This window comes from Corynebacterium sp. ACRPH (genome assembly GCF_022347285.1).
Taxonomy (GTDB): Bacteria; Actinomycetota; Actinomycetes; order Mycobacteriales; family Mycobacteriaceae; genus Corynebacterium.
Map to the genome: position 1 here is coordinate 23916 of NZ_JAKRND010000006.1, position 12980 is coordinate 36895.

12 protein-coding genes are annotated in these 12980 nt (G+C 63.7%); 1 reads left to right on the top strand and 11 read right to left on the bottom strand.

Annotated elements, in window-relative coordinates:
• Positions 1–234: 234 nt before the first annotated feature.
• On the bottom strand, positions 235–1890 hold the full coding sequence (lysS, locus tag MHX66_RS04400; protein WP_255717183.1) for a lysine--tRNA ligase: 1656 nt from the start codon (positions 1888–1890) through the stop codon (positions 235–237).
• A 165-nt stretch (positions 1891–2055) separates the two neighbouring features.
• On the opposite strand from lysS, the gene MHX66_RS04405 reads away from it, so the two are divergent.
• The gene (locus tag MHX66_RS04405; RefSeq protein ID WP_239200474.1) at positions 2056–3273 is read left to right on the top strand and encodes a hypothetical protein; all 1218 of its coding nucleotides are present in this window, start codon (positions 2056–2058) and stop codon (positions 3271–3273) included.
• Here the strand turns inward: MHX66_RS04405 and panD are convergent.
• The 10 genes from panD to MHX66_RS04455 all read right to left on the bottom strand — a co-directional run bounded on the left by panD (position 3270) and on the right by MHX66_RS04455 (position 12962).
• Positions 3270–3686: an aspartate 1-decarboxylase gene (gene panD / locus MHX66_RS04410; protein WP_034965414.1), complete on the bottom strand. Its 417-nt coding sequence runs from the start codon at positions 3684–3686 to the stop codon at positions 3270–3272. The two genes, MHX66_RS04405 and panD, sit on opposite strands and share 4 nt — an antisense overlap.
• Positions 3687–3820: 134 nt before the next feature.
• Entirely contained in the window at positions 3821–5080 is a 1260-nt protein-coding gene (gene galK, locus MHX66_RS04415) for a galactokinase (protein WP_239200476.1), read from the bottom strand.
• On the bottom strand, positions 5070–6221 hold the full coding sequence (galT, locus tag MHX66_RS04420) for a galactose-1-phosphate uridylyltransferase (protein ID WP_239200478.1): 1152 nt from the start codon (positions 6219–6221) through the stop codon (positions 5070–5072). Before galT ends, galK begins: the two co-directional genes overlap by 11 nt.
• Before the next feature lie 74 nt (positions 6222–6295).
• On the bottom strand, positions 6296–6643 hold the full coding sequence (locus MHX66_RS04425; RefSeq protein ID WP_239200480.1) for a hypothetical protein: 348 nt from the start codon (positions 6641–6643) through the stop codon (positions 6296–6298).
• A gap of 37 nt (positions 6644–6680) precedes the next feature.
• The gene (locus MHX66_RS04430) at positions 6681–8336 is read right to left on the bottom strand and encodes a sodium:solute symporter family protein (protein ID WP_239200482.1); all 1656 of its coding nucleotides are present in this window, start codon (positions 8334–8336) and stop codon (positions 6681–6683) included.
• A gap of 161 nt (positions 8337–8497) precedes the next feature.
• The gene (locus tag MHX66_RS04435) at positions 8498–9466 is read right to left on the bottom strand and encodes an aldose 1-epimerase family protein (RefSeq protein ID WP_239200484.1); all 969 of its coding nucleotides are present in this window, start codon (positions 9464–9466) and stop codon (positions 8498–8500) included.
• A 34-nt stretch (positions 9467–9500) separates the two neighbouring features.
• Entirely contained in the window at positions 9501–10412 is a 912-nt protein-coding gene (gene panC / locus MHX66_RS04440; RefSeq protein WP_239200486.1) for a pantoate--beta-alanine ligase, read from the bottom strand.
• 5 nt (positions 10413–10417) lie between these two features.
• Positions 10418–11323 carry a DUF2520 domain-containing protein gene (locus MHX66_RS04445; RefSeq protein WP_239200488.1) on the bottom strand — a complete coding sequence of 302 codons (906 nt, stop codon included), beginning with the start codon at positions 11321–11323 and terminating at the stop codon, positions 10418–10420.
• Positions 11324–11332: 9 nt separating this feature from the next.
• Positions 11333–12457 (bottom strand): MrpF/PhaF family protein, encoded by a 1125-nt coding sequence (locus tag MHX66_RS04450; protein ID WP_239200490.1) that lies wholly within the window; start codon positions 12455–12457, stop codon positions 11333–11335.
• 10 nt (positions 12458–12467) lie between these two features.
• On the bottom strand, positions 12468–12962 hold the full coding sequence (locus MHX66_RS04455; protein ID WP_239200500.1) for a DUF3180 domain-containing protein: 495 nt from the start codon (positions 12960–12962) through the stop codon (positions 12468–12470).
• Positions 12963–12980: the final 18 nt, after the last annotated feature.

A 12980-nucleotide genomic window follows, 5' to 3' on the forward strand; every position in this document is an offset into this window, starting at 1 on the left:
TGTGCGGATAATTATGTACGTAGCATAAACCAGGATAATGGCGCGCATCACACTTTGGGTCAAAATATAGATTGAATTACACCCACACGGGCGAGCTGCACGCCAGCTACTCCCCCAGTTTTCGAGCCGCCCGCGCCCACTTTTCGCGGGCGCGCACCCCTACTCCTGTGCCCCTCCCCCTCGTGGCCAGTCGACCAACCCCGTGGCCGGTCGACTGTCGCTGATCGGCTGCCGTTAGTTGTCGCGCTCCGGCTTCACGATCGGGAACAGCACGGTCTCGCGGATGCCCAGGCCGGTCAGGGCCATCAGCAGTCGGTCGATGCCCATGCCGGTACCGGCTGTCGGCGGCATGCCCTGCTCCATGGCAGCCAGGAAGTCCTCGTCCAGGCGCATGGCTTCATCGTCGCCATTGGCGGCCAGGCGTGTCTGATCCTCGAAGCGCTCGCGCTGGATAACCGGGTCGATCAGCTCGGAATACCCGGTGGCCAACTCAAAGCCGCGGACGTACAGGTCCCACTTTTCTGTCACACCCGGCTTGCTGCGGTGCTGGCGGGTCAGCGGGGAGGTCTCCACGGGGAAGTTACGCACGAAGATGGGGCCTTCCAGCTGGTCCTCGCATAGGACCTCCCAGATCTCCTCTACTAGCTTGCCGTGGCCCCAGCCGCCCTTGGCGGGAACGTCAAGGCCGATGACCTTGGCGATCTCCTTCAGTTCCTCAACGGTGGAGTCGATCGTCACCTCTGGCTGGCCGGGGTACTTGCGTGCAAGCGCCTCGTTCAGCGAGGGGTACATCTCGATTTCCTTCCACTCCCCGCCGAAGTCGAACTCGGTGCCATCGGCGAGGCGCACCTTGCCGGTGCCTTCCAGGTCGGTGCCCTTGGTCAGCTGGTCCACGATGTACTTGATGGATTCGCGGGTGGTGCGGGCGCAGTCGTTGTAGTCGCCCCATGCAGCGTAGGTCTCCAGCATTGCGAACTCCGGGGAGTGGGACTTGTCCACGCCCTCGTTACGGAAGTTGCGGTTGATCTCGAAGACGCGGTCAATGCCGCCCACCACGGCGCGCTTCAGGAACAGCTCCGGTGCGATGCGCAGGTACAGGTCGATGTCCAACGCGTTGGAGTGCGTGACGAACGGACGGGCCGCCGCGCCGCCGTGCAGGGTCTGCAGCATTGGGGTTTCGATCTCTACGAAGCCCTCGCCCTCCATGTAGTCGCGCAGCGCGCGGATGACCTTCACGCGCGTCATTGCGTTCTTGCGGGCCTCCTCGCGCACGATCAGGTCGTTGTAGCGCTGGCGCACGCGGGTCTCTTCGTTCATCTCCGCGAACGCCACGGGCAGCGGGCGCAGAGCCTTGGCAGCCATGACCCACTCGCTGGCCATGACGGACAGTTCGCCGCGGCGGGAGGCAATCACGCGACCGGTCACGCCGATAAAGTCGCCGAGGTCAACGTCGGCCTTCCATGCCGTGAGTGCGTCTTCGCCGACCTCCGCCAGGGAGAGCATGGCCTGCAGCTGCGTACCGTCGCCGTCCTGCAGGGTGGCGAAGCACAGCTTGCCGGTGTTGCGCATGAAGATCAGGCGCCCAGTCACGCTAACTACGTCCTGGGTTTCTTCGCCTGCGGAGAGGTAGGTGACGCCCTCTGCCTCCACCGGCTGCTCTTCAGTTTCACCGTCAGTCTTCTTCACTGCCCACTTTGCGCGCACCTCGGCCAGAGAGTGGGTGCGTGGCACCTCTACCGGGTAGGCGTCCTTGCCGGATTCGAGGATGCGCTGCCGCTTTTCACGGCGGATGCGTAGCTGTTCGGGCAGGTCTTGTGCGGGGGTATTTGCTGCGTCAGTCACGCTTACAAAGCCTAGCGCATGAGGGGGACGGGTAATCGATTGAGGCATGCAGGTCGCCCGGGGGTGTTAGCTTTAGGGAACATAAGCCGTTTTGTTCCCCTTACTCCTAGGTAACTCCCTCCAGTCATTAAGTTTCACCAGCCACAACCGGTAATGGTCCGGAAATAGTCATAACTAGAAATACATAACTAGAAAACAAAGGAAGCTCTCGACATGCCTTCTTCACGCCCCTCTTCCCGCACCCGCACCCACGCCCGTGATTACGCCCGCGCTCTGGCAGCCTGTCTAGCTGCGGGCGCTTTGACCTTCACCGCCAGCTGCTCTGCTTTCCAGCGCCCGGAGGGCGCCAGCGAAGAGATCTCCTACGGGGGACAGAAGGGCGACTCCGGTGGTAACAAAGGGCAGCCCGCTCCGAGCAGCTACTCGGAGGTTTCCACGGAGATTAGCGATGACCAGCTGCGGGAGATCTTCGCCGACGGGAAGTTCAACGACTGCAAGCTGGATCAGAAGTTTTACGATAGCGCTTACTTGGATGGCGGGAAGATGATTCCGCTGGATTCGGCCGATGTCTATGTCAATGCGGAGACTTGTTCTGGTTATGTAAAGCCACAGATCAGTGGTGACCAGCCCGAAGAGCTAAACGATACATCGGTATATGCCGGACTATCCGCCACCAAGCATGGCTCCAACCTCGACGATATGGCCACCAACGATGCCGAATGGAACGATCTATCCGATGAGGGGCTTAAGGGGTGGAAGTCTATCACGATGAACGACATGTGTGTGCTTTCCGGCCCGGAGGGAACCCCTCTGGAATACGCGGAGGTTATCTCCACCTACACCTGCGACCCCGTCAAACCGCTGTTGCGTTCGCTGACGAACCTGGCTAACCGCTACCAGGAGCTAGAGGGCAAGGAAGCGAACATCGGCGGAGCCGACGGCCCGTTGGAGATCGGCGATCGCATTGAAATGGATCTCGTGGACGATAGCTTCCGCGAAGCCCGCGACAAGGCCAAGGGCAAGGACGAGTCGACCACCGAAGAGGTGGGAATCGGCAAGGTGGAGATGAAACTGAAGGATTCTGCGATCCTCATCGACAATCCGCGGGATTACAACAAACTCTGCGTCAAGGTGGAGTATGCCTACAAGGACAAGGCACCGCTTACTCCTCCGACCGAGATCGGCGTACAGGCTCCCAACGGTGAGTTCGAGGTGTTGAGGGCGGAAGGCGCTCTGCAAGCCTTGTCCGATGAGGGCAAAGGTAGCCAGAGTTACTGCTCGGAGGTTGGCGTACGATTCAGCAACACCGACTTCATTGTTACTGGTTTGAAGACGCTCTCGGCGACTAAAGAAGCTCTAGAGAAAGAAGGAATCCCGCTGTGGCGCCTACACGTAGAGCGCAACGACGACGGGAACTACGAGATCAGCTAGGCCTCCGGGTGGCGCGGGTTCTTTAGTCCCGAGCCGTCCGGCACGTGGGCTGGGTCGCCGCCGAGCTCCACCTGCTTGTTGTTTTCATCCACGAAGACCACGCGCGAGGCGTAGTTCTTCAGGTCTTCCTCGCTGTACTGGGCGTAGCCGATGATGATGACGAGGTCGCCGGGGCTGATCAGGCGCGCGGCGGCACCGTTGATGCCGATCACGCCGGTGCCCCGGTCGCCGGTAATGGCGTAGGTCGTCAGGCGATTGCCGTTATCGATATCGACGATATCGATCTGCTCGCCTTCGAGGATGTCGGCAGCTTCCATCAGATCAGCGTCGATGGTGCACGAGCCGACGTAGTGCAGGTCGGCCTGAGTGACCGTCGCACGGTGGATCTTTGACTTCAGCATTGTTCGCAACACGGGTGAACACCTTACCCGGGGCTAACCAAATAAGCTATTTAGCTGTTATTTTGTGCGGCGCCCACGCAACGCTCTGGGGACGTCCAAGCGGCACGCGAGCTCTGCTCGCGCAAGCGTTGCTCAAAGCGAGCCGCTTAAGCGTTCCGGTGCGCGCCGTCGCTCGGCAGGGCGACCACGAACTCGGGCTCGTTGAATCCCTTCTCCGCGAAGGCCCTGGCCACTGCCGCGGCCGTCGCCTCCACCTGATCCTCGCGCAGCAGCGCTATCGCGGAGCCACCGAAGCCGCCACCGGTCATGCGGGCACCCAGCGCGCCTTCGGCCATCGCAACGTCCACAGCAGTATCCAGCTCCGGGACGGTGACCTCGTAGTCATCGCGCAGGGAGGCGTGGCTGCCCTGCATCGACCGCCCGAAGGCCTCCATATCCCCGGCGCTGACCTGGCGGATCGCTTCGGCGGTACGGTCGATCTCACTGACCACGTGGCGCACGCGGGCGGCCACCACCACCGGATCCATGTCGTTGGACTTGGCCCAGCCCACGGAGGCGTCCTCGGCCTCCTCGGCGAAGCGCAGGCTGCTAACGCCCAGGTCGGCGGTCACCCCGTCAATCACGGCGCGTCGCGCGGCATATTGCCCGTCGTTCAGCTGGTGCGGGGCGTTCGTGTTCATAATGAGGATCGCCAGCCCCCGCGCAGCAATGTCGAAAGGCACTTGGGTAGCGCTATCTTCGGCAAAGTCGATGGCCAGCGCGTGGCCGGCCTGACCGAACAGCGAAATACGCTGGTCAAGCCCGCCCGTCGAGGCGCCGACTACCTCGTTCTCTGCTCTTATGGACGCCCCCATGAGCCCGCTGCGAGCCGCATCATTGAGGGGCGCGCCGCCGTATAGGTCGTAGGCCGCGAGAGCCGCCGAGCATTCCAGTGCAGCGGAACTGGAGAGCCCCGCGCCGACGGGAACGTCTGACTCGATGGCAAGATCCAGCCCACCGACAGGCATCAGACCAGCCTCGGTAGCGGCCCAGATTGCGCCGACGGCGTACCCCGCCCAGTTGGCGGGGTTGCCGGGGCCGACCTCGGCGACGGGGATCTCAAAGTGGACAACCTCCGCGGGCTCGCCGAAGCGGGAGGCCACACGGTACACACCGTCGTCGTTCTTGGCGGCTGCCACGTAGGTGCGCTGGGAAAGCGCGAAGGGCAGGCTGATGCCATCGGCGTAGTCGACGTGCTCGCCGATCAGGTTCACGCGCCCCGGCGCGGACCACACGCCCGCCGGTTCGTAGCTGTAGACCTGCTGGAACAGGGACTGCGCGTCGGCAGTGCCCTGCTCCTCGGAGCGGGTCTGCAGCCAGCGCGGGGTAGCGGCGTTCTGTGCTGAGTTGGCTTGGCTAGTTGGCATTGTCGGCAACCTCCCGGAAGCGCTCGGCGATCCTCTCCGGGGTGGTGTCGGAGATCCAGGCCTCCTGGCCCGACTCGCTACCGGCCAAGAACTTCATGCGTCCTGGGGAGCGCATCATCGAATACAGCTGCAAGTACAGGCGACCGTTCTCCCGGTCCTCCCCCACCGGCGCCTGGTTCCAGGCGGCGATGTAGGGGGTGCGCTCCACACCCTCGAAGAAGCGATCCATGCGGCCCAACAGATCCAGGTAGAAGCGGGTCAGCTCGTCCTTCTCCTCGTCGCTCAGCGCCGCGAAATCCGGGACCGCCCGGTTAGCCATGAGGATGACCTCCACCGGCCACTTCGCTGCCGCCGGGACATAGGCCGTGAAGTGCTCACCGGCCAAAAGTACGCGGGTGCCGGATGCCTTTTCGGCGGACAAGGTGGCGTCAAAAAGATCCTTTCCAGTTTGCTCCCTAAACGCCCGAGCGCGTGCAGCGACCTCGGCGGCGCGCGGCGGGACGAAAGGATAGGAGTAGATCTGGCCGTGCGGGTGCTGCAGGGTCACGCCGATCTCCTTGCCACGGTTTTCGAAGGGGAACACGTAGCGGATGCCCTCGATGGCGGAGAGCTCGGCGGTACGGTGCGCCCAGGCCTCGACAACCGTGCGGGCGCGCTCGTAGGGCAGATCCCTGAACGAGGAGTTCACGTCCGGGGTGAAGCAGACGACCTCGCAGCGGCCGATGGCGGGCTTGCGAGGGAACAGCTCCTGGCCGTCGACGTTCGTAGCGAAGTCCTTTGGCACCTCCATGTGGACCGACAGGGACGGGAAGCGGTTCTCGAAGACCACCACGTCGTAGTCGTCGGCGGGCACCTCGGTGGGCAGCTCGCCGGGCTTGGTGGGAGCCAGCGGGTTCTCGTTGGCCGGGGGCATGAACGTGCGGTTCATGCGGTGCGCGGCGTAGACGTACCACTGGCCCGTCAGCGGGTCCTGGCGCATCTCGGATTCCGTGGTAGCTTGCGGCAGATCGCGGGAATCGTGCAGCTCGCGCTGCTTCTCCCCCGCAACGTAGGCCGGCTCGTCGTCGAAGTACAGCAGCTCGCGGCCGTCCGCCAGCGTGGTTCGGGTTACTTTAAATTCGTGCTGCACAGCGTGGATCACTTCCTAAAAAGTCCTTGGGTGGGGATGGTGCTTAGTTTAAAAATGCCCGCCTCCGGGTGGGGCGGGCATGTGCGTTACTTAGATCGCGAGGCCGGTGAATCGGCGGGATCAGCGGGATCAGCGGGATCTGCAGACTCCGCGGTGTCGGCAGGTTCGTCGATCTTGACCGGATCCAGCTTGGTCCACAGGAAGAAGACCGCCGCCACGACGACCATGGCAAGCCCGCAGACCAGGTTATACGTTTCGTTCTTCGGCTCGCCGGTGGTCACATCCATGCCCGGGTCCAGCAGGAAGTAGCTGAGCAAAAGCACAAGTCCGTACAGGCCCATGAGGGAGCCGATGACGTTGCGGATGTCGAAAGCGCCGGCCATGTGGGAACGCTTGGTTTTCTTAGCCGTCTTGTTAGCCGTGTTGTTAGCCATTGTGTCCGTTCACTCCTTTCTGAAAGTTTAAGCGCTCTTAGGCGAACACGATGTTGAGGACGAGCACCATTGCCAGACAGAGGATGCCCAGCGGGACGGTGCGGCGGTACCACGGCAGGGTGGCCTCGGCGGCGTCCGTGAGGTTCTCCTTCGGAGTGACGGACTTAACGAAGCCCACCAGCTCCTCGTCCGGCTTCGGCTCGGTGAACAGGGAGACTAGGACGGAGGCGATGATGTCCGTGACGAACGCCAGGGAGGCCGCAACGAAGGCCGTACCCTGACCCGGCAGGTTGAAGAACGTTGCGTCGGTGCTGCCGAAGGTGGCCACAGCCCAGTAGACGATTGCCACGCCCGTACCGGAAACCAGACCCACCCAACCTGCGGTGGGCGTCATACGCTTCCAGAACATACCCAGGATGAAGGTGGCGAACAGTGGCGCGTTGAAGAAGCCGAACAGCGTCTGCAGGTAGTCCATGATGTTGCCGAAGTTGGAGGCCAGCAGGGCGGTGAACACGGCAATGACGGTGGCGCCGACGGTCGCGATACGGCCGACCTTGAGGTAGTACTCGTCGTCGCGATCCTTGACGATGTAGGACTCCCAAATGTCGTAGGAGAACACGGTGTTGAAGGCGGAAATGTTAGCCGCCATGCCGGCCATGAACGCGGCTAGCAGACCCGCGATGGCCACGCCCAGCAGGCCGTTCGGCAGCAGGTCGCGCATCAGGTACAGGATCGCGTCGTTCGGTTCGGCGGAACCATCCATGATCGGGGTGACGGTCGCGCCGGCGACCATGCCCGGGATGACCACCAGGAACGGGATGAACATCTTCGGGAATGCACCGATGATCGGGGTCTTGCGTGCAGACGACAGCGAATCGGCTGCCATGGAGCGCTGTACCTCCACGAAGTTGGTGGTCCAGTAGCCGAAGGACAGCACGAAGCCCAGGCCAAAGACCAGGCCGATCGCGGAGACGATCGGGTTGTCGAAGCCCGAGATTTCAGTACCTGGCCAGGTGTGGAAGTGCGACGGGTCTGCAACCTTCTCCTGCAGGCCGGACCAGCCGCCGACTTGGTGCAGGCCAATCATCGTCAGCGGCAGCAGGGCCGCGATGATCACGAAGAACTGCAGCACCTCGTTGTAGATGGCAGCGGAAAGGCCACCGAGGGTGATGTACGACAGCACGATTGCCGCGGCCACCACCAGCGTGACCCACAGCGGCCAGCCGAGCAGGGAGTTAACCACCTTGGCCAGCAGCAACAGGTTCACACCGGCAATCAGCAACTGGGCTACGGCGAAGGAGAGGCCGTTGACCAGGTGTGCGCCCTTGCCGAAGCGGCGGAGCATGAACTCCGGCACGGAACGCACCTTGGAGCCATAGTAGAAAGGCATCATCACGATGCCGAGAAACACCATCGCCGGGATCGCGCCGATCCAGAAATAGTGCATGGTTTCGAAGCCGTACTGCACGCCGTTGGCCGAGTGGCCCACGATTTCTACGGCACCCAGGTTAGCGGAGATGAAGGCCAGGCCCGTCACCCATGCGGGTAACGAGCGGCCGGAGAGGAAGAAGTCGATTGAGCTGGACACTTTGGACTTTGCGGCCCAACCGATGCCCAGGACGAACGCGAAGTAGAGGGCGACCAGCGCGTAGTCTACCCAGCTCGCGTCCAGGCGTAGTCCTTCAGCCGTCATAGCTGCGAACCTCCAGGAACGTCATGTTCCCGTCCCAGGCGCCAATCGTCTTATTTTTCAACTACCAGCGACGAGAACTATTGGATACTTTATGCATCTCGCATTCTAACGCCGCGGGGCGTACTAACGGAAATTTTTTTCTATTTCCAAAAGTACTTTTTCTAATTTGTGACGCCCTCACTCGGAACAAAAGAAATTCCACATTCGAAGCTGTGTTTTTCGCCTGGTTGTAGGCGAATGAGGTCTCGGCCGGAGCGTAGAGCGTCCGGCGGACACGTCATCGGCTCGACGGCCAGGGCCCGCCCCACGCCGGGATAGCCTTCGCGGCGGGCCGGGTCGGCCGTGAACACCTGGAACCAGTCGAAGCCCTCGCCTACCCATAGGCGCACGCCCTCGCCGTCGAGGTTCAGCAGTCGAGCTTCGGCCAGTGCCTCCTCCTGCGCACCGATCTCGCCGAAGCAGTGATCCAGCCACACCCCGGCCATGCGCTGGCCGAATTCCACATCTGGCAGCACCCGGCGAGCCGGAAACTCTGGGCCGGCGGGCAGGTTACGCACGGAATCCAAAGGCAGATTCGTGCTGACAGGCAGGTGCAACACGCAATCATCAAGCGGGGCTCCCAGAGCGCTCAGGTATGGGTGCCAGCCCAGGCCGAAGGGGCAGGAAGCATCGGCCTCGTTGCGGACGTCGAAGACGGCACGCAGCCCCTCATTCGCATCGAGCGACCACGTCACCCGCATGCGCAGCGGCCACGGCCATCCCTGGCGCAGGCCGGTGGACAGCTCCAGCGTCACGAAGTCCTCGCCTTGGTCGGCAACGTGCCAGGCCATCTGCCCCACGAATCCGTGGATCGCGGTGGCGCGGCCCGGCTCCGTGATGTCCAAACGGTGCAGCACGCCGTCGTGGGCGAAGACCCCGTCGGCTGTGCGGTTCGGCCATGGGGCCAGCACAATTCCGGAGGATAGCGGCGGGTAGGCGCCCTCTGGGTAGGAAACCACCAGGGGCTTGCCCGCGTAATCCAGGCTGCGCAGTCCGCCACCGAAGGTGGAGATGCTGGCGCAGTACTCCCCGGCTGAAATATCCACGAAGGGGTGCGAGTGGCGCTTCAAAGTTTCGAGTTCGTCGCTCATGGTCCTACTCAGCTCTACTCAGTTCTGCTCAGTTCTACTCACCTGCGTTGTCCGCGGGCTCGCCGCCGTCGTCCAGCCCCTTGAAACCAGTTCCCAGGGGCACGCCCACGTTGTCGATCAAGCGCGTGGTTCCAACGCGCGCCGCCACCAGCAGGCGGGCCTCTCCGTCCTCCGGAGTGTCGGAAAGGTCCGTACCGCGCAGCTCAAGATAGTCGACGTCCACGCCCGAGGCGGCGTCCAGAATAGATCCGGCAGTCTGCAGCACCGCCGCAGGGCCCTGCTCGGCCACGAAAGCACCGGCGGTCAGGGCGGCGGACAGGGTGAGGGCAAGCTCGCGCTCCTCGTCGGAAAGGTAGACGTTGCGGGAGGACTTCGCCAGACCATCGGCCTCGCGCACGATCGGCACGCCGTGGACCTGTACCTCCATGTTCAGGTCCGTAACCATCTGCTGGATCAGCAACAGCTGCTGATAGTCCTTCTCCCCAAAGAAGGCATGGCCGCAGTGTGTGATAGTGAAGAGCTTGTTCACGACCGTCAGCACGCCCGCGAAGTGGGTCGGGCGGTGGGCGCCCTCCAGAATGCGGCCGACCTCGCCCGGGTGGATAGTCGTGCGCGGCCCGTTGGGGTACATCTCGCGGGGGCTGGGAGCAAATACCGCGTCCACGCCCGCAGCCTTCAGCTTTGCCACGTCCTCATCGAGGGTGCGCGGGTAGGCATCCAGGTCCTCCCCCTCGGCGAACTGCAGGGGGTTCACGAAAATACTGACCACAACCAGTGCGCCCGGGATCTGCTGGGCGGCCTGCACCAGCGAGAGGTGCCCCTCGTGCAGCGCGCCCATCGTGGGCACCAGCGCCACGGGGCGGCCCGCCTTGCGCATGGCGCGGGTGAGCTGCCCGATTTTCTCGATCTCGGTGAAAACCTCTGCTTGGCCAGGTGTGAACGTCATGGCTCTTACTCTAGATCCAGCAGTCTTTCGACCTCAATAGCCCCCGCTTTAAGCGCGGTGCGGCGAGCCATCGCAGTGTAGGCGGCCTCGGCTGGCCCCTCCTCGGCTGAGCCTTCCCCGTCCCCCAGTTCTCGCAGCGCGGCGCGGTGGCGCATCACGGCCTCTGCGTCGTCGCGGGCCACCGGACCGGTCAGCCCGTCCATGCGTTTTTCCAGCGCGTTATCCACCGCGGCGTGGGCGATGCGGCGCAGCAGCAGGGCGCTGTCGGGGCTCTCCCCTGGCGCTTCCATCACACGGTCCAGGATCTCTTGGGCGTCCGTCAGAAGGGTCACCAGGTGGTTGGCCGCGTGCGCCATCCCCGCGTGGTAGGCCGCCCGGCGGTGTTCGGGGATAGCAACGGGCACTCCGCCGAGGCTGGCCACGAGGGTTTGCGCGACCACATCGCCGACTTCGGAGTCGCTGGTCACACCCCATGCGCAGCCGTCCAGCCGCTCGCTATCGGCCGGGGTGCCGGTGAAGGTCATCGCCGGGTGCAGAGCCAGCGGCAGCGCGCCAGTATCGGTGATCGGCTGCAGGATCTCGCAGCCAAACGCCCCGGAGACGTGCGCCACGATCTGCCCATCGCGCGTGTGCTGCGCAACTTCCTCCACCACCTCGGGCAGCTTCGGATCCGGCACCGCCAGCACCACGAGCGCGGCGTGGGCGGTGCTGTCTAGGTTGATGCGGGGGATGTTCGGGATTCTTTGGGACGCCAACTCTTCCGAACGTGCCGAATGCGCATAGATGCCGTGCACGTGGTGGCCGGCGCGTGCGAAGGCCTCCGCCAAAGCCACGCCTACTTTCCCGGCGGAGATAATGCCGACGGAGAGGCGTGGCTGTTGAATATCCGAGCTAGTTTCCGGGCCTGTCACAGGTTGGTTTTACTTCTCTCGATTCTTGAAGCGCTGCATCAGCTCTGCGACCGTGAGGCCGTTTTCCACCTCGTCGGCGCGACGGCGACCGTGGGTGGTTGCCGTTGCCTCAGTCTGCGCCTCAGCCTGCCCAGCCTGCTTCGCGGCAGCGTCCTGGGCGCCAGCTTCCTGGGCGGCGCTAGTGCGGGCACGGCTGGGGCGAACGGCTTCGGCGCTCGGCATCTGCGCGCGGCGCTTCTGGGCGGGCTTGGGCTGAGTGGGCTTTTGCTGAGTGGCCTTGTGCTCTGCGCGCTTCGCCTCGTCCATCGCGGTGGTGTCCACAACCAGCGGCAGCTGGGAGGTCTCCTCGGAGTCCTGGCCGGTCCAGTTCACGGCGGCGAAGGTTCCGCTGTTGAACTTCGGCTTGCTGCGGTGCTGCGCCTTGTGCGGCTGGGCTTCCTGCTGGCCCGCCGACTTCTGTCCCGCCGACTGCGTCTGACCTGCAGTCTGCCCGGCTACGCGTCCGGCAGAACCGCCTGCAGCTCGGGGCGCCTGTCCGCCGGTGCTGTGCCCCAGCTCGCGGACTCGCTCGGCGGTCGCACGCACGGCGCGCTGCTCGCCCTCGTCGAAGTTCTCACCGGTCAGCTCCGCCAGCTGCTTGCGCATGTGAGCCAGCTCCGCACGCAGCTCCTCCAGGTGTTTATCGCGCTGGTCCTGGGACTTCTTGGCCTCTGCGGCATACTTCGCCTGTGTTGCAGCCTCGCGCTTTTCCAGCTGTGCGCGCTCGTGTTCCAGCTGCGACTGGAAGTAGCTCTCCTGGTTCTCCGCCTGCTCGCGCGCCAGCTTCAGGGCACCTGAGTAGCGCAGCACCAGCACCACGCCGAAGAAGGCAGCCCAGAGGGCGGCGATAAGCGCCACCTTCAGCCAACCATCGGAATCCATGAACAGCATCAGCACGCTGGCCAGCAGCGCCAGAACCACCAGGCCAAACATGAGGAAGCGGGAGAGCCCCGAAGGCTCGTTGGCCGCCACGGAAGAGCCCTGGAAGTTAGAGTCGTCCTCATACCCCAGGGGTTCCAGGGACTGGCGCCCGTCAAAGGGCTGCGACTGCGGCTGGTGAGACTGCTGTGGCTTAGGAGTCTGCTGGAAGCTCATGGACAACACACTACCCAACGTCGAGCCCGTTGGGCGTTAATGGCGCATCTGGCGGTGGCGCTTCGCAGCTGCGCTCCAACCAAACCCCAGCCGCAACGGCCGCCAGAGCCCCCAGCGCTCCGGCGATCACGCCCGGCGCATCAGCCTCCGCGGCCATGAGGTGCCCCGCGTTCGGCAGAACATAAAGTCCCGCCCCGACGAACACTCCCAGGAACACCGACCCGGCCCACGCCGTGGCCTGGCCGAGCGCCAGCCACTGAACCACAGTTGTCGGCTGCATCTGCGTGCGATCCATCCCCACCCCGCTGCTGCTGCCGATGCGCTTGCGGATCACCCAGCCCGCCACGGCGCACACGATTGCAAAGACCCACAACAACACGGAGCCGGTGGTCTTAATCGGTGGGAAGCTTCCATAGAAGCTCAGCGTGCTGACCCAGGCGATGAGGGCGCATACGATCGCCACGACAGCTAGCGTGGAGATCTTCGTGCGCTTCAGCGGGCTCATGTGCTGCCTCTGTATTCC